At 40.5% G+C, this 17030-nt stretch carries 14 protein-coding genes; 8 read left to right on the top strand and 6 right to left on the bottom strand.

Features of this window, described 5'->3' with window-relative positions; translation table 11 throughout:
- Positions 1-2 precede the first annotated feature (2 nt).
- Positions 3-2258: a sensor domain-containing protein gene (locus I6F41_RS13410; RefSeq protein ID WP_182684498.1), complete on the bottom strand. Its 2256-nt coding sequence runs from the start codon at positions 2256-2258 to the stop codon at positions 3-5.
- A 64-nt stretch (positions 2259-2322) separates the two neighbouring features.
- On the bottom strand, positions 2323-5046 hold the full coding sequence (locus tag I6F41_RS13405; RefSeq protein ID WP_197108642.1) for an insulinase family protein: 2724 nt from the start codon (positions 5044-5046) through the stop codon (positions 2323-2325).
- Positions 5047-5238: 192 nt separating this feature from the next.
- On the opposite strand from I6F41_RS13405, the gene sixA reads away from it, so the two are divergent.
- Positions 5239-5709 (top strand): phosphohistidine phosphatase SixA, encoded by a 471-nt coding sequence (sixA, locus tag I6F41_RS13400; RefSeq protein ID WP_086998294.1) that lies wholly within the window; start codon positions 5239-5241, stop codon positions 5707-5709.
- A gap of 33 nt (positions 5710-5742) precedes the next feature.
- Here the strand turns inward: sixA and I6F41_RS13395 are convergent, their stop codons facing one another.
- Positions 5743-6666, bottom strand: coding sequence for an AEC family transporter (locus tag I6F41_RS13395; RefSeq protein WP_086998297.1), 924 nt, complete (start codon positions 6664-6666; stop codon positions 5743-5745).
- Positions 6667-6707: 41 nt separating this feature from the next.
- Positions 6708-7265 carry an endonuclease SmrB gene (gene smrB / locus I6F41_RS13390; RefSeq protein WP_041454372.1) on the bottom strand — a complete coding sequence of 186 codons (558 nt, stop codon included), beginning with the start codon at positions 7263-7265 and terminating at the stop codon, positions 6708-6710.
- 123 nt (positions 7266-7388) lie between these two features.
- Here smrB and prmB point away from each other — a divergent pair, with 123 nt between their 5' ends.
- The 3 genes from prmB (at position 7389) to I6F41_RS13375 (ending at position 10012) form a co-directional block, all read left to right on the top strand.
- Positions 7389-8324, top strand: a complete 936-nt coding sequence (prmB, locus tag I6F41_RS13385) for a 50S ribosomal protein L3 N(5)-glutamine methyltransferase (protein ID WP_011327671.1) — start codon at positions 7389-7391, stop codon at positions 8322-8324.
- 105 nt (positions 8325-8429) lie between these two features.
- Positions 8430-9527, top strand: coding sequence for a chorismate synthase (gene aroC / locus I6F41_RS13380; protein WP_086998304.1), 1098 nt, complete (start codon positions 8430-8432; stop codon positions 9525-9527).
- A gap of 125 nt (positions 9528-9652) precedes the next feature.
- Positions 9653-10012 (top strand): DUF4112 domain-containing protein, encoded by a 360-nt coding sequence (locus tag I6F41_RS13375; protein WP_041454373.1) that lies wholly within the window; start codon positions 9653-9655, stop codon positions 10010-10012.
- 9 nt (positions 10013-10021) lie between these two features.
- Here the strand turns inward: I6F41_RS13375 and I6F41_RS13370 are convergent, their stop codons facing one another.
- Entirely contained in the window at positions 10022-10714 is a 693-nt protein-coding gene (locus I6F41_RS13370) for a 2'-5' RNA ligase family protein (RefSeq protein WP_231613560.1), read from the bottom strand.
- A 303-nt stretch (positions 10715-11017) separates the two neighbouring features.
- On the opposite strand from I6F41_RS13370, the gene I6F41_RS13365 reads away from it, so the two are divergent.
- From I6F41_RS13365 to I6F41_RS13350, 4 genes are all read left to right on the top strand, one after another.
- Positions 11018-11572, top strand: coding sequence for an elongation factor P hydroxylase (locus I6F41_RS13365; RefSeq protein WP_089367956.1), 555 nt, complete (start codon positions 11018-11020; stop codon positions 11570-11572).
- Complete coding sequence (locus tag I6F41_RS13360; RefSeq protein ID WP_182684501.1) at positions 11562-12677, top strand: ATP-NAD kinase family protein; 1116 nt, start codon at positions 11562-11564, stop codon at positions 12675-12677. The genes I6F41_RS13365 and I6F41_RS13360 overlap by 11 nt, the downstream gene beginning before the upstream one ends.
- A 30-nt stretch (positions 12678-12707) precedes the next feature.
- Positions 12708-12983 (top strand): YfcL family protein, encoded by a 276-nt coding sequence (locus I6F41_RS13355; protein ID WP_011327677.1) that lies wholly within the window; start codon positions 12708-12710, stop codon positions 12981-12983.
- Between the two features lie 161 nt (positions 12984-13144).
- A complete protein-coding gene (locus I6F41_RS13350; protein ID WP_011327678.1) occupies positions 13145-14701 on the top strand; it encodes an AbgT family transporter in 1557 nt (518 codons plus the stop codon).
- Positions 14702-15140: 439 nt separating this feature from the next.
- On the opposite strand, the gene I6F41_RS13345 is transcribed toward I6F41_RS13350, so the two are convergent.
- Positions 15141-16991 carry a DEAD/DEAH box helicase gene (locus tag I6F41_RS13345; protein ID WP_011327679.1) on the bottom strand — a complete coding sequence of 617 codons (1851 nt, stop codon included), beginning with the start codon at positions 16989-16991 and terminating at the stop codon, positions 15141-15143.
- Between the last annotated feature and the right edge of the window lie 39 nt (positions 16992-17030).

The following is a 17030-nucleotide window of genomic DNA, read 5'->3' as shown; positions in this document are numbered from 1 at the left end:
CTTTAATTAGTGACAGCTACTTTTTTAATCTGGCTAATTAAACTAGGTACAGACTTGCTGTGCTGGAGTTTTAAAAATTCGGTAAACTCATCTTTTGATAGCGGCTTAGAGTAATAGTAGCCTTGTACTGTTTCACAGTTTAATTGTTTGAGTATTTCTATTTGCGACGCTTGCTCTACGCCCTCTGCAACCACATGTAGGTCAAGGTTATGGGCAATAGTAACAATTGAGTCGACCATATTGCGGCCGCGCTCGTTTTTCATGTCATCGATAAAGGCTTTATCAACTTTAAGCGTATTAAGCGGAAACTGCTTTAAATAGGCCAGCGAAGAGTAGCCGGTACCAAAGTCGTCCATTGCTAAATGAATACCTCGGGCGCTGAGTGAGCACATTATTGCGATAGCATCTTTAGGATCGTCCATTACCGTGCCTTCGGTAATTTCTAGCTCTAAAAAGTAAGAGGGCAATGCATTTTTTTGTAAAATCACATCAATACGTGTTGTTAGGTCGGGTAAACTAAATTGCTTTGCCGATAAATTCACAGCAACTCTGCCATTAAATAAGCCCGCATCAAGCCACTCTTTTACATCGCGACAGGCTTTATTTAAAACCACTTCACCAATTTCTATTATTTGCCCTGTTTCTTCTGCTATTGGGATAAAAACACCCGGGCTAATAATGCCTTTTTTAGGCGTGATAAAGCGTACTAATGCCTCCATTCCCACAAGTTTACCGGTATGAATATTCATTTTTGGTTGGTAATACACGGCAAAATGATTTTCTTTTAAACCAAAGCGCATTAGGTTTTCTATTTGCAGGCGCTTTACGGCTTCACGGTTCATGGTGTCATTAAAAAACAAATAACTATTACCTTTCTTTTTAGCGTGGTACATAGCTGTGTCGGCATTTTTTAATAGTAGTTCTGGGGTATTGCCATCTTCAGGGAACAACACAATGCCAACGCTTGAGGTAATGGCAAGCTCATGTCCGGCCATTTTAAAAGGCGTAGCAATAGCCGCTAAAAACTGTTTAGCGGTGCGGGTAATCGTATATATGTCGTTAGTATCAGACATTACCAGTGCAAACTCATCGCCGCCTAAACGATAAAACACGTCATTTTCGCGAGTGAGCTTATTTAGCCGCATAGCGAGTTTAGCTAATAAGCTGTCACCTAGTTGGTGCCCTAAAGAGTCATTTATTTTTTTAAAGTTATCTAAGTCGAAAACTAACAAAGCATGGTGCGAGTTTAGTTGCCCTAATTTTTGTAAGTCGGTAAAAAACAAATTACGGTTAGGCAGGTTGGTGGTGCGGTCTCTATTGGAGAGGTTATGCAGTTGCGATTCGGCTTTTTTACGCTCGGTTAAATCAGAGTATACAACGACATAGTTAGTTATTTGGTTTTGATCATTTCTAATTTCATCAATCGAAATTTCTATGGGTAATAAAACATGTGCACTATTGCGTAATTTAACTTCTTGTTGCAGGCTATCTCGCTGGTATACGGTTTTTTTAATGGTGTTAATGTAACTTTTATCGTAGCCGGGCAAATTAAAATCTTTTTTAAGGTACTGCTCGCGCACGCCACCAAATAAGGTTAAAAAGCTGGGGTTAATATCGACTAACTTAAAGTTTTTATCGTAAATAGCCAGGGCGTCGGTTAGCGATTCAACGCATTTTGCAAAAAGGTTTAAGCGCTCTTCGGTTAGCTTTAATTGTGAAATGTCGCGCACTGTGCCTGTCATGCGTAAGGGACTAAGGTTGGTGTCTTTTTCTATTATTTTGCCGCGATCGAGTACCCAGAGCCAGCCGCCAAAATGATCTTTAATCCGATAAGTCGCTTCAAAAAAAGGAGTTTGCTGAGCAAAGTGTTTTTTAAGTAAATATTCTACTTGGGTAATGTCGCTTGGGTGAATAAGGCTTTTATGTGGCGGAAACTCTGTTGATAATATTGAATCCATTAAGTACTTATCGTTAATACGAAGTACTTTACCGGTTTTTATATTCCAATCCCAAAGGGTATCGCCACTGCCTTCTACAGTGCTTTTTAAGCGTTGTTCAGAAAGCATAAGTTGATAGCGCGAGCGCTTAAGTTTATATATAGCCGTTAGCATGTAGCATAAAACAAGCACAATTATTGCGCTTGCCGTAACTGCAACGGTATTTAAATTTAAGTTAAAAGTTGCCTCTAGGGCATATAGGCTATGCGAGGCAACTAATAGGGCTAATAGTAAGCTTATTTTTATTATTATTGTGATCATTATTTTTATTGTTTTTATAACATTTAATTTTCAAACGACAATCTAAATCAAGCGTTACTCACTGTCAAAGAGAATGCGAGCAAAGGGCCTGATTATGCGCTTTATTAGGCTTTGCAGAGCTTAAAAACTCATATCTAGGTCTATTTTCATTAAAAAGGCTTAGCGCGTATGCTTTTATATCTGCAAGGGTTAATGCATTTAATGCATCAAGCAAGCGTTGTTGCATATGAAACTCGTGATCGCGATTACCAATAGCTAACCATAATCGTTGCGAGCGCAGTCGCAGGTTTTTATCTGCTTCGGCTATATGTGTGGTTAGGCCGTGCTTTTGTTGTAACCAATCTTGTGGGGTTAAATTATCGATATTGGTTAAATAGTTATGAATAAAGTTATTATGGCGCTGCAGTATTGTTTTGGCTTCAAACTTGGGTGATTGCACATAAAAAACAATGCCCGCGCGGGTGTTAAAAGGCGCGTAACCGGCACCAACTAAATAGCCTAATTGTTGCGTGGTGCGTAGTTCGTTAAAATAATCTTGATTGATTAGATGATTTAGCGCCATCATTTTTACTTTTTCACTTACACAGTCGGTTTGTGCTTGATAGTAAATAAGCATAGCGTGATCATTACAAGGAAGCGTTAACTCAAAGCGCGTTACTTTGTTAATTTCAAATAATGGCCGTGTTAAATCGGCTATTACAGCGGCGCTTTTTAAGTGCGCGGCTACTTTTTTCTGAAAACTAATTGCATCAGCTTGTTGCCAGTTACCATGTAAAAATGACTCTACATGCAGGGCTTTAAAAAAGTCTTGTCTAAATTCATTAAATTGCTGAAAACACGTGTTTTTTAATGCGTCAGCCAACTCGTCTGGCTGTGGATTCCACGGCATTATTTTTGCGCCTAACATGCTAAACAGCTCACCTACGGGCTTATTTTGATTACTGTTACGCCAATGCCTTACTAATTGCTTTTTATACTCGGCAAAACGTTTAGAGCAAATTTCTACGTTAAATAAAGCATCAATGAGTTCATCAACCAGCTCTAACTGGCTTGATGAGAGCCCCGCTGTATGTAGTGTTAACCCACCTTGATGAGACGTTAAGTGATAACTAAGTCCTGCAAGTTCGGCAGGGTAAAATTGCTCGCTAACGCTATCCATAAATAAATCAGAAAAGAGGCGGGTAAGTGCCATGTGCTTTACATCTTTTATTGCAAAGTCTGAGTCCATTGCCAAGTAAAAATGACCTTTGGCAACGCGAAAGGTGTTGTCTTGTTTAAACCAAAAATCAAAACCAGGCTCTGTGACTATTAGCTCAGGTTTTGTTTGTGGCTCAATTATATCAAACAGCTCAACGTCTTTGGTTAAATAAGGATTAACAACAGGTAAGCGCATTTCATTGAGTGGTTTATTAATGTTACTTAGTGCATCGAGCCAACTAGTCGAAATTTTTTCAACCTTGTAAGGTGTATTATACCAAGCTGCTTTATGTTGAGGCTCAACCCCGGGGTGAATAAGTACCAAGCGCATATTGTGTGGCTTTAACCATTGCATGGCCATTTCATGGGTGGCGTGTTTAAAGCCTTCCATTAAATAGTCGCCTTGTAAGTAGTTAGGCTGATCGTAATGTTGCATATTAATGCTTAAGTTACTTACCCAGTCTATTAAGCGCGATTGTTCTTGGTTATCGAAGGCAATTTGCAATAGCTTCTTTTTATCTTGGTATAAGCGCGGTAGCTGTTCAATATTGTTATTAATGAGGCAAATATACTCAAAGATCATTTCAATAATATCTTCAAAGTATTCAATACCTTCATCCGTTAGTGCCATACTAATATTAAAGTCTTTAAAATTACTGCCATTAATGCCACCCCCGGCAGAAAGTGCATTTATCCAGCCTTGCTGTTTTAAAATAGAGTATAACGAGCCCGCACCTTCATAACCGAGTAAGTGTGCAATAAAGCTCACTGTTTTGTGACGATAAAAGTCATCAATATTAGGCATTGCAAAGCTCACTATAAGCTTTTGCATATGCTTATGAGGCTCAATGTGCAGCAGTTTTCCTAGGTCTTGCGCTCGGTATAGCGGCGCACTAATTGCGGGTTTTGGTTGCTTGGCGTTACCACAAACCGCAGTAAAGTATTGTTTTGTCCATGCTTGAAGAGTGTCGAGCTCCTCATTAGCGCATATGACCAAAGTCATGTATTGAGCTTGATAAAACTGCTTAAAAAAGTCTCTTAGCTCGTCGCTAATGCAGCGCTCTCTGTCAGCTAATGTTTGTAAATTACCCACCGAAAATTTAGCAAAAGGGTGAGCCGGATTAACCGTTTCTTTATGTACTTGGTATATACGACGGCCGTCGTCTTTAATTTTTAATTTAAATTCTGCTTCTATCGCGTTACGTTCTTTTTCTGTTTCTGCAGCATTTAATAATGGCGCAATAAAAAACCGGCTAAATTGCTTTAGCGCATGTTCAAATTCTTGATTATTAATGTCAAAAAAGTAGCAAGTGTGCTCAGTTCCGGTCCAGGCATTGGTATTGCCGCCCGCTTGTGATACAAAATTATTAAAGCTACCTGAGTCAGGAAATTGATCTGTGCCTAAAAATAGCATGTGCTCTAAAAAGTGTGCTAAGCCTTGTCTATCAACAGGGTCGTCAAAATGTCCAGCATTAACAGCCATAGACGCAGCGGCTTTTGTTGCATCTTTATCTTGCACTAAGAGTACTTTTAGACCATTGTCCAGTGTTAGGGCGCGGTAGGCTCTGTTATCATTGCGACTGATATTCAAATGATGCTCCTGAAACTAAATGTTTACTTGTTAACAACAGATGATAACTTCAGGACAGAGAAATACAGCGATAAGATTTACCTGAATATCATGACAGAACTATTTAAGAAATAAATAGTGTTACCTTGTTAATATAGCGGAAGAACGGGCAAATTGGCTACTGTTTTATATTCTTTAATTGGTTGATTTATTATGAAAACAATCTTAATAATGCGCCACGGCGAAGCAACGCCAATGCAGGCCGATGATGCAGCGAGACAGTTAACCCAAAAGGGTCATATTGAAGCTGAAAAAATGGGGCTGTGGCTGGCAAAAAACTATGCACCCGATGCGCTGTTAGTTAGTCCTTACATTAGAGCTCAACAAACAGCAAAAGGGGTTGCTAAAAATAACACGTTTAAATTTAGCGAAACCTGCAAAGACATTATACCTGAAGGTAAACCGCAAATTGCAGCCGATTACATCGAGACGTTAATAGCGGCGCATCCTGCGTGTAATACTTGGCTAGTAGTGGCGCACATGCCCATAGTAAGTTATTTGGTTGATCAGTTATGTGTGGGCCATATGCCTATTTTTAATACCGGTGCAGTTGCCGTAATTAATTATAATGAGCAAACCCAGCGCAGCGAATACCTTAGCATTCATGCTCCGGGTAACGTGTAATGCAACGTGTTAGCTGATTAGCTAATCAAGGCTCTATAATAAAAATGCCAGCCAAAGCGTAAAGCTTATACCACTTAAAACGGTCGACATAACCACAGTGCTGGCAAGCGTTGCTTGGTGCTGTTTTATTTGATTAGCAATAAGGTAGGCATTAACACCTAAAGGCGATGCACTTAATAATATAAGTACGTTGAGTAGTTGCGCCTCTAGCATAAACACAAATCGGCCTAACAATAATACTAAGCAGGGTAGCAATACTAGCTTTAATAATGTGGCGATTAGCGCGGGTTGCCAGTTTTGGCTTATTTTATAAAATGCTAAATTAGCTCCCAACACAAATAGTGCGCAGCCAATAGCGGGTTGTGAGAGTAAATCTAAGCCATTAATAATATCCAGTGGCAATGTAAGGCCTAAAACATTAGCCAATAACCCTAGGCTAATGCTAAGTACCACAGGGTTTAACAGCATGTTTTTGGCAAATTGTTGCCACGAAAACGCACTTTTTTCGCTTTTGGCACTCACTAAAAAGGTGAGAGTAAATAACAATGCACTATGAAAAGTGATAATCATAAATACTATACCAATCATTTCACGGCCAATTGCTGCAATAATTATTGGTAAGCCAACCAGTACGGTATTTGAATAGCTACTACCAAGAGCAAATACGCTATGGCGTTGATAATCACTGTGCTTAGTAATTAAAAATCGGTCTATTAAAGCGCCAATTATAAAAACACCCACAACCGCAATATAAAAACTTAAAAAGCCATTTAAGCTCACACTATTGTGTAAGTTAGCTTGCGCCATATTTAAAAATAAAAAAGCGGGGATACTAATATAAAAGGTAAATTTACTAATACCAGTTATATGTTGTTGTTCTAAAAATTGTGACTTAGTGCTAATAAAACCAGCAGTAACAATAAATACCAGCGGAAATATAATTGAAAAAATAGACACTAATATCGCCTTAAATAGTATTTAACCAGAGCTGTGGTTATTTAACGCCTAAACTCATCACTTTGCGGTAAATTAATTAAAATAAGTACAGCGCCTTTACCACCATATTCAAGCGGTGCTTGGTGCATTGCAATTACGTCAGGGTGTTGTACTAAATACTGCGGTACTTTGTGCCTGAGTATATGCCCACCAATGCCATGAATTATGCATGCACAATAGTAATGTTTCTTTTTGCATTCGTGGATCAAACCAGCTAGCTCATCTTTTGCAGACTCTTTATTTAAGCCATGCAAATCTAGGGTTAAATCTGGAACAAAGTCACCACGGCGTAGTTGCTTAGCTAAAAAGCGGTCTTGGCCATCTTGTACATAATTAACCGTACCATTGGTATCAATATCAGGTATATATTCATCCGAAAAGAAGAATTCTGACTGTTGTTGCTTTTTTTGCTGGGCAAACTGCTTTGCTTGTGACACTTTAGGCTTATTAGTAAAGCGGTGAGTGTCTTGTTTAAAAACGCGCGCACCAGTGATACTTTGACGAAACATGTCAATGTCATCATTGCTAATTGGGCTGTTTGAATAAGGATCTTTTTTCATAGCGGCAGTCTAAACAAAAAAAGGGTAAAAATCGAGATAAAAGGCGTTACAATAGGGCAATCGGGAGGCGATTGTGGCCTCGATTGAATTAATAATTTTGAAAGTAGCAGGCAGGCAATACACATGAGTGAATTACAAATAGAAGAAGCAACGCTAGAAGAAGCTGTAGCAGAACTTTCAACCTTACACGACTGGTTACGTTGGACTACAAGCCAATTTGCCAGCAGTGGTATTTTTTTTGGTCACGGTACTGATAATGCGTGGGACGAAGCGGTAAATTTATTATTACCCGCATTAAGCTTACCAATAGATGCGCCGAAAGAATTAATGCATGCGCGTTTAACGAGTACAGAAAAAAACAGCTTAGCGGGCTTAATTGCTGAGCGTATTAACGATTTTACCCCAGTGCCGTATTTAACCAACATTGCTTGGTTTGCGAATATGCCATTTTATGTAGACGAGCGCGTGCTTATTCCACGTTCGCCATTTGCAGAGTTAATTAATAACCGCTTTACCCCTTGGCTTGAAGAGCCTGAGTCGGTTAAGCGTATTTTAGATTTATGTACGGGTTCTGGTTGTATCGCGATTGCACTTGCACAAGCGTTTGAAAATGCGCAGGTAGATGCGGTTGATATTTCTTATGAAGCCTTAGAAGTAGCCGACATAAATATTACAGACTACCAGTTAAGTGAACGAGTATTGCCAATTCAGTCAGATGTGTTTAGTGGTGTACCAGGGCAAACATACGACCTGATCATAGCTAACCCGCCGTACGTTGATGCTGAGGACATGGCCGACTTACCGCGTGAGTTTCATCATGAACCAGAACTTGGTTTGGCTTCAGGCCACGACGGCCTAGACGTAACCCGCACTATATTAAGCGAAGCAAGTAAGCACCTTACTGCAAACGGCTTGTTGTTTGTAGAGGTAGGTAACTCTATGGTACATATGGATGCATTGTATCCGGGTGCGCCATTTGAGTGGGTTGAGTTTGAACAAGGTGGTTTAGGTGTGTTTGTTATTAGCAAACAGCAACTTGATGAGTATTTTGCACAATAAAAATCAATATCATTTATAGAATATGTATTTGAATATAAATTGATATAAGTAAATAGCCGAGTGTAAAGCTCGGCTATTGGTAGTCATTAGGAATGAGGAAAAGTAATGGCAGGTAATAGCATTGGACAGTTATTTAAAGTGTCTACTTTTGGTGAGAGCCACGGTGTTGCATTAGGCGGCGTTGTTGATGGTACACCAGCAGGTCTTGAAATCACCGAGGCCGACCTACAAATAGATTTAGACCGTCGTAAACCGGGGCAAAGTCGTTATACCACGCAGCGTCGTGAAGACGATCAGATAAAAATTCTTTCAGGCGTATTTGAAGGTAAAACCACAGGTACTAGCATAGGTTTACTTATTGAAAACACCGATCAACGCTCAAAAGATTACGGCAAAATTAAAGATGTGTTTCGCCCAGGTCATGGCGATTACACCTATTGGCATAAATACGGCCTGCGCGATTATCGCGGTGGTGGTCGCTCATCAGCGCGCGAAACGGCAATTCGTGTTGCTGCGGGCTCTATTGCTAAAAAATATTTAAAACAATTTCATGGTATCGAAATAAAAGCCTGCTTAAGTCAGTTAGGGCCAATTAAAGCAGACGTTTTTGATTGGAACGAAGTTGAAAACAACTTATTCTTTTTTCCTGATGTGAGCAAGTTAGAAGCGCTTGATGAATATATGCGCGGCCTTAAAAAGCAAGGTGACTCAGTAGGCGCAAAAGTAAAAGTAGTGGCAAGTAATGTACCTGTAGGCCTTGGTGAGCCAGTATTTGACCGCCTTGACGCCGAACTTGCGCATTCGTTAATGAGCATTAACGCGGTTAAAGGTGTTGAAATTGGCGACGGCTTTGATGTAATTGAGCAAAAAGGCTCAGAGCACCGCGATGAACTAACACCACAAGGGTTTACCTCTAACCATGCGGGCGGCGTATTAGCGGGTATTTCTACTGGGCAAGATATTATTGCTTCTATTGCGCTAAAACCTACCTCAAGCATTACCATACCGGGTAACAGTATAAATACTGAAAACGAAGCGGTTGAGATGATCACCAAAGGTCGTCACGATCCGTGTGTAGGTATTCGTGCTGTGCCAATTGCTGAGGCGATGATGGCCATTACTTTAATGGATCATTTGCTACGTCAACGTGGACAAAACCCACATGTACACCACGAGCATGGGCCGATACCCGGTTCGGTATAATTAGAGTTACATTAAGTAGATAATAAAAACGCGGGCGATCCGCGTTTTTTGTATTTGTTTATCAGTGCAAGTTCAACTTTTTTACTAAAGTTAATTAAACAGGTTTGAGGGAGCTAAATGTGACAATGACAAATAACGTAAAGGCTCAGCAACAAGCTGCATTGAAAAGGCTGGAGCGTTTTAGCTTCATTACCGACAGCAGTTTAAAAATTCCTTTTACTAACTTTAAAGTTGGTGCCGATGCGATTATTGGTTTATTGCCCGTTGCCGGTGATATGGCCGGTTTTATTTTATCTGCTTATGTATTAATTGAAGCGCAGCGCTTAGGTGTTAGCTGGACTATAAAACTACGTATATTAGTTAATATGCTTATCGACTTTGTGGGCGGTTTACTACCCATAGTAGGCGATATTTTTGATGCTTACTTTAAAGCAAACACCCGAAACACCCAGCTGCTAAAAAAATACTTAGCGCAGCAAAAGTAATAAAGCAATTTAGCTTTTACCCTTGTTAAAAAAGTATTCTGCAATAACCTGCTTTTGTTGACCAAACTGATCTGAAATCCCTATACCTACACCTATTATTTGCCCCTGTGCTTTAGGTGGGTTAGCCTGTATTTGTTTATTTATAACAGCCAGTTGAGGGCTTTTCTCGTTAGCTAATAATGTTAAATGTGGCTGAAAGTTTTGAAAAACATTAGGGCTGCCGTAGCGCTTAAATGCAGTTAACTTGTTGGGGTAGTTTTTAACCCAAGTAGGCACTGCAGCATTTCGCTCGCGCAGCGGTTCAATGGCAAGTGTTATCTCGTCAGATAGTCTTTGTAATTGACGCGACGGCTGTAAATTAATAAAAGCCCAATTACTTTTAGTTACGCTAAAGCCTTCAGCGGTTATGGGAAATGGTTGCTGTTGCGCTACGATGTTTTTTACCGCAAGTTTAATTGCCTCCTCTGTACCGGGCGCAAAGTCAGTTAAATATAAAGTAGCGTGTACCGGCATGCCTTTATCGTAAAAGCTAACCATACCCGCTTGTTTTAATACATCACTGGTTTGCGCCATTAAAGTAATGATTGGTTGCGAAGGAATAGCAAACACATTAATACTGATGTTTTTTGCAACAGCAGGCAGTGATACACCCATAAGCCCAAGCAGGGCAATAAATAAAAATTTAACCTTTTTTATACTCATTAGTTTAAACATAATTTTAGTATTTCATTAAGCAGCTCTGTCGTTATAGTGATGGTAAGGGTTATTGCTCAAGCAGTAAATACGCCAAACAGTATAAATACCAGCTATTTGACAGCACCTTATATAGCTATTATTAGCAAGCCCCACGGGCTTTATAAAACGCCGTTACATGGAAGTGTTAACCCGCTATCCAATTTTTTACATTCGCTGCGAAAGCCCGTACAATTCACCTCGTTTTTAGCGCGCACATTTTTAATATAATGAGCAGTAAGCCCTATATTCAGAGTAAGTAATTAAACTTTTATGCATAAAATTGCTGATTTAATTTCTATTTTTGCAGCCACTTTTGACCAAAGCTATAATACGCGGCTGGTTAAAGGCGAGCACGAACCTATTTATATTCCTAGCTGTGATAAAACGCCGTATCACCAAATTGTGTTTGCTCATGGCTTTTACGCCAGTGCCCTGCACGAAATAGCACATTGGCTGGTGGCGGGAGATAAGCGCCGTTTACTTGAAGATTACGGCTATTGGTATTGCCCCGACGGCCGCGATAAGCAAAAACAAGCCGAATTTGAAAATGTAGAAATAAAACCGCAAGCCATTGAGTGGCTATTGAGTACCGCCGCAGGTTTTGAATTTAATGTGTCGGTAGATAATTTAAATGGCGAGCAAACGTGTCGTTTTGATTTTCAGCAGCGAGTACACCAACAAGTTTTAACACTTATTAATAACGGTTTTAACTCCCGTACCGAGGCATTGCTAAAAGCACTAAGCCATTTTTATAATACGCCATGGCCAATGAGTGCACAGCAATTTAATTGGCAACATCCCAAGGAGCTCAAGGATGCAGTTTAAGTTAGGTTTAATTATAAACCCGCTAGCGGGTTTAGGCGGCACTGTAGCGTTAAAAGGTAGCGATGGCGCAGCAACTGCAGCCAAAGCGCTAGCACTTGGCGCTCAGCCTAAAGCTAATAGTCGTACAAAAGCCGCACTTGAAGTATTACTGCCTTATAAAAACCAATTAACTATTTATACAGTAAATGGCGATATGGGCGAGCACTGTGCTAAAGCACTCGGCTTTAAGGTGCAAGTAATATATAACAGCAATGCTATAACCACAGCCAACGACACAGAGCAGGCTGTAAAAGCACTTAAAGAGCTAGGTGTAGATTTAGTTTTATTTGCTGGAGGCGACGGCACAGCGCGTAATATTTGTCATGCTGTTGAGGACACAATACCCGTACTGGGTATTCCTGCTGGCTGCAAAATACACTCAGGGGTATATGCAATCACGCCAAAAGCAGCAGGGCGTGTAGTCGAAATGCTGGTAAAAGGCGATTTAGTTACCTTAGGTGACGCCGATGTAATGGACATTGACGAAGAGGCATTTAGACAAGGCACAGTTAAAGCAAAACGTTATGGCGAAATGCAAGTACCAAGCGAAGTGCGTTACATGCAAGCGGTTAAAAATGGTGGTAAAGAAACCGACGAGTTAGTGCTTGTAGATATTGCCGCCTATGTGGTGAGTGAAATGGATGAGGACACTTTTTACATTATGGGCAGTGGCTCAACCGTTGCCGCAGTGATGGAAGAAATGGGACTAGAAAATACACTTTTAGGTGTCGATTTAGTTAAAGATCAAACCCTTATAGCGCAAGACCTAACCGCAGCGCAATTACTTGAGCATACGCAAGGTCAAAAAACTAAATTAGTGATCACCTTAATTGGCGGCCAAGGACATATTTTTGGTCGTGGTAATCAACAGCTTAGCCCCGCGCTTATTCGCGCTATTGGCACTAATAACATTATAGTAATAGCTACAAAAACAAAATTGCAGGCTTTAAATGGCCGCCCACTTATTTGTGACACCGGCGATAGCAGTTTAGATGATGAACTAACCGGTTATATTAAAGTTACATGCGGATTTAACGACCACATTATGTATGCAGTAGGGTATTAATACCCATTGCAAAACCAGGAGACAGAATAAATGAGTTTAGTAAACTATATTGATGCAGCCCAACACTATTTTGATGATTTAGTGATTAAAGCCACCGATGATGAATTATTTGCAGGAGGCTATTTGCGAGGTCACTTTGACTTAGCAGTAGGGTATGCGCAAGTAGAAAAGCTAACTATTAGCACAGATGAACTTAACGAAACCGTAGAGCAAAGCTTAGTGAAGGCTTATCATAATGGTGAACTTAATGAAGATGACAAAACCCTTGTTGCTCGTTTGTGGGAAGAAGTAAAAGCATTGGCCTGAGTAAACCTAGGCTAAAACTAATTTAAACGCGATACGCTACTGGCTTATCGCGTTTTTTTTGTTTAAAAGTATTGATATGAGGGAGTTAGCCTCAGGTTAATTTACTGTTGTGTAAAGATAGGATATGGTTATTGAAAATATGATTTAGAGAGCTTTAAAGAATGAATAATAACCAAAGTGCAGTGCCAACTGGTTTAATTGCACGATTTTTAAATTTTGTTGAACGGGTAGGTAATAAGCTTCCTGATCCGGCCATTATATTTTTGTTTGCCATGTTACTAATTTGGTTTTTGTCGTGGTGGTTTTCAGGCGTAAGCTTTGATGCAATAGATCCACGTACCGGCGAAGCCATTATTATCAATAATATGCTAGCAAGTGATTCGCTCGCCACCTTTTTATCCTCTATGGTAAAAACCTTTACCGGCTTTGCACCCTTAGGCGTAGTGTTAGTGGCTATGTTAGGTGTGGGGGTTGCAGAGCATTCGGGCTTTATTAATACCGGCCTTAAGTTAATGCTTAAAGTGACGCCTAAAAAGTTATTAACGCCTTCAATTATTTTAGTGGCCATTGTAAGCCATACCGCAACTGATGCAGGTTATGTATTAGTTATTCCACTAGCTGGGGTTATATTTTATGCTGCAGGGCGCCATCCGCTTGCGGGTATTGCTGCTGCATTTGCTGGTGTGAGTGGTGGTTTTGGGGCTAACTTTATTCCATCGGGTATCGACCCATTGCTACAAAGTTTTACCCAAAGTGCGGCGCAAATAATTAATCCTGCAATGACAATTAACCCGTTAAATAACTGGGCATTTGCTTCAGCATCTAGCTTATTTATAGTGGCATTAGGCTGGTATATTACCGATAAAATTATAGAACCACGTTTACAAAAAACCGCGGTAGATGGCGCTAAAGAAGATTTACCCGTATTTGAAGATGCCCGCAGTGATGAAAAACGTGCATTTATAATTGCCAGTTCAGTTATGGTTGCAGGCCTTGCGCTACTTGCTTATGTATCGGCAGATAGTAACTCGGCAATGCGCAGCAGCGATGGCTCGTTAACTAATTTTAGCTCGCCATTAATGCAATCTATCGTACCGTTAATCTTTTTATTATTTTGGATACCCGGCGCGGTTTACGGCTTTACCGTAGGCACCTTTAAAACCTCTAAAGACATGATAGATGCCATGAGTAAAGCGATGAGCGGCATGGCATATTATATTGTAATGGCATTTTTCTGTTCGTTATTTATTGCCGCATTTAGTAAATCAAACTTAGGTGCATTGCTAGCAATCGAAGGCGCGCAGTTATTAAAAGCAATGCAGTTGCCAAGTGCAGTAACGGTTGTGGGAATTATCTTTTTAACCGGCTTTGTAAACTTGTTTGTTGGTTCAAGTTCAGCTAAATGGGCATTACTTGGCCCCATATTTGTACCTATGCTAATGCAACTTGGTATTTCGCCAGACTTAACTCAAGCGGCTTATCGTGTTGGTGACTCAAGCTCTAATATTATTACACCGTTAATGCCCTATTTCCCATTAGTGGTGGTGTACTGTCAAAAGTATGTGAAAGGCACCGGCATAGGCACTTTAATTGCTATTATGCTACCGTACTCAATCGCCTTTATGATTGGCTGGAGTATCTTTTTATTAGGTTACTGGGCACTTGGTATCCCACTAGGGCTTGATGCCAGCTACGTTTACCCAGCGCTAGCGCCTTAACGTAAAACAAATAGGTAATATAGTAAAAGCCTCATCATGAAATTGGTGGGGCTTTTTTGTGTTAAGAGATCAGATTTAACCGTAGGGCAAACACTGTACCCCGAATAAAGTAACCTTAATAAAAGTAATGCTAAAAGTTACTATGGCATTGCCTTCCTCATTTACAGCTCTTTGTTTAAATGCTTTTAAGTGAGTTATTCACCAAGAAGGTAAGAGACGCTGCGCTTTAGAGAAGTAATAGAGCAGTGCAGATAAGAAAGGGGTGTGCAGGCGAGAATTTAGCTGTGAGGTGGAAATAAAATATCGTGTTTATTTTCTCAGGGGAATATTATTTTCTGCCTAGAGCCTAGAGCCTAGAGCCTAGAGCCTAGAGCTTTATTTTAGGCACAAAAAAACCTTGCTCACTTACGTGGCAAGGTTTTTATTAAAGAGTCGTTGCTTATTTCGGCGTTGTAAAGCTTACTGGGCGACGTTCTTTACGAGGACCGCTGCGCTTATCACCGCGTGCGCTGTCATCTTTATTAAAGCTGCGTTTTTCACCGCCAGCTGGACGCTCAGAGCGTTCGCCACGTGGCTCAGCAGGACCTTGATCAGCAGTGATTGTTAAGCCCATAGGACGTTTACAAATAAACACTTTTTGGAAATGATCAAGTACATCTTTAGGCATGTTTTTCGGTAATTGAACCGTGCTGTGATTATCGTGTAGACGAATATCACCAATAAACTTGCTTGAAATGTCAGCTTCGTTAGCAATAGCGCCAACAATGTTCTTAACCTGAACACCATGTTCACGACCTACTTCAATACGGTATGTATCCATAGGACCTGCATCACGGCTGTTACGCTCACGAGGTTTACGTTCAGCGCGCTCGCCACCACGTTCACCGCCACGTTCGTTACGACGACCACGATCACCACGGTCATTGCTACGTGGGTTACGATCATTGCGCTCGTTACGTTCGCGAGGTTGAATCTTAACTTCTTCAACCTTAATTGGTGATTGTTGCTGTGCTAAACACAGTAACGCACCAGCAAGGTCTTCAGCAGAAAGTTCAAGCTTTTGAGCCATGTTTGCTGCTACTTCATTAAAGAAAGTAATATCTTTGTTTTCAAGAGCAAGTGTTAACTTGGCTTGTAACGCTTCGATACGTTTTTCTTCAACAATTTTAGCTGTTGGTAATTCAACTTGTGCAATATCTGAATTCGTATGACGAATGATATTTTTAAGTAAATAACGTTCGTTATGTTTTACGAATAAGATTGCTTTACCAGTACGACCAGCACGACCTGTACGGCCGATACGGTGAACGTAGGCTTCAGAATCTTGTGGAATATCGTAGTTGATAACTAAACTTAAACGGTCAACATCTAGACCACGTGCCGCTACGTCTGTTGCAATAACAACATTTAGCATGCCGCTTTTTAAGCGCTCTACTGTGCGTTCACGTGCTTGCTGGTTCATGTCACCGTTAAGTGGAGCGGCAGAGAAACCTTCGCGCTCTAATAATTCAGCAAGTTGTACTGTATCGTTACGCGTACGTACGAAAACAATAGCGCCTTCATATTGCTCAGCTTCTAAAAAGCGAACAATGGCTTTATTTTTATGAATGCTTGCATTCCAAAACACTTGCTCTACTGATGAAACAGTTGAGTTACGCGCAGAGATATGAACCTGTTCAGGATTGTTCATATACTTGCTGCTGATGTTTTGAATTTGCTTAGGCATGGTCGCAGAGAAAAGACATGTTTGCTTTTCGCGCGGTGTTTTTTCCATGATGCTTTCTACATCATCGATAAAGCCCATACGTAACATTTCATCGGCTTCATCAAGTACAAGTGCTTGTAGAGCATCAAACTTGATAGTGCCACGGTTAATATGATCGATTAAGCGACCTGGAGTAGCTACGATAACTTGCGCGCCACGACGAAGTGCACTTAGTTGGATACTGTAGCTTTGGCCACCATAAAGTGCCAATACTTCAATACCACGAACATGTTTAGCATATTGTTCAAATGCCTCAGCAACTTGGATCGCAAGCTCACGGGTTGGTGTGAGTACAAGGATCTGTGGCTGTTTCACAGACGGGTCAATATTATTTAATAGTGGTAGTGCAAATGCTGCGGTTTTACCTGTACCCGTTTGAGCTAGTCCCAGTACGTCCTTTCTTTCTAGCAATAACGGTATACATTGAGCTTGGATTTCAGATGGTGTCTTGTAACCCAACTCTTCAACTGCCTTCAAAATTGCAGGAGAAAGATTTAGAGATTCAAACGTGACTGGTTCTGACATTAATACGCCTCAACGAATTTAAAGAGGCGCGCATTATAA

This window comes from Pseudoalteromonas sp. SCQQ13 (assembly GCF_015864415.1).
Taxonomy (GTDB): domain Bacteria; phylum Pseudomonadota; class Gammaproteobacteria; order Enterobacterales; family Alteromonadaceae; genus Pseudoalteromonas; species Pseudoalteromonas nigrifaciens.
The sequence above is the reverse complement of the archived record's forward strand: the minus strand, read 5'-3'. Positions and strand labels throughout refer to the sequence as shown.

What these genes read in the sequence shown, in the direction of transcription:
- I6F41_RS13410 (WP_182684498.1), bottom strand. Translation starts at nt 2,258, where the DNA reads ATGATCACAATAATAATAAAAATAAGCTTACTATTAGCCCTATTAGTT.
- sixA (WP_086998294.1), top strand. Translation starts at nt 5,239, where the DNA reads ATGAAAACAATCTTAATAATGCGCCACGGCGAAGCAACGCCAATGCAG.
- smrB (WP_041454372.1), bottom strand. Translation starts at nt 7,265, where the DNA reads ATGAAAAAAGATCCTTATTCAAACAGCCCAATTAGCAATGATGACATT.
- prmB (WP_011327671.1), top strand. Translation starts at nt 7,389, where the DNA reads ATGAGTGAATTACAAATAGAAGAAGCAACGCTAGAAGAAGCTGTAGCA.
- aroC (WP_086998304.1), top strand. Translation starts at nt 8,430, where the DNA reads ATGGCAGGTAATAGCATTGGACAGTTATTTAAAGTGTCTACTTTTGGT.
- I6F41_RS13375 (WP_041454373.1), top strand. Translation starts at nt 9,653, where the DNA reads ATGACAAATAACGTAAAGGCTCAGCAACAAGCTGCATTGAAAAGGCTG.
- I6F41_RS13370 (WP_231613560.1), bottom strand. Translation starts at nt 10,714, where the DNA reads ATGAGTATAAAAAAGGTTAAATTTTTATTTATTGCCCTGCTTGGGCTT.
- I6F41_RS13365 (WP_089367956.1), top strand. Translation starts at nt 11,018, where the DNA reads ATGCATAAAATTGCTGATTTAATTTCTATTTTTGCAGCCACTTTTGAC.
- I6F41_RS13360 (WP_182684501.1), top strand. Translation starts at nt 11,562, where the DNA reads ATGCAGTTTAAGTTAGGTTTAATTATAAACCCGCTAGCGGGTTTAGGC.
- I6F41_RS13355 (WP_011327677.1), top strand. Translation starts at nt 12,708, where the DNA reads ATGAGTTTAGTAAACTATATTGATGCAGCCCAACACTATTTTGATGAT.
- I6F41_RS13350 (WP_011327678.1), top strand. Translation starts at nt 13,145, where the DNA reads ATGAATAATAACCAAAGTGCAGTGCCAACTGGTTTAATTGCACGATTT.
- I6F41_RS13345 (WP_011327679.1), bottom strand. Translation starts at nt 16,991, where the DNA reads ATGTCAGAACCAGTCACGTTTGAATCTCTAAATCTTTCTCCTGCAATT.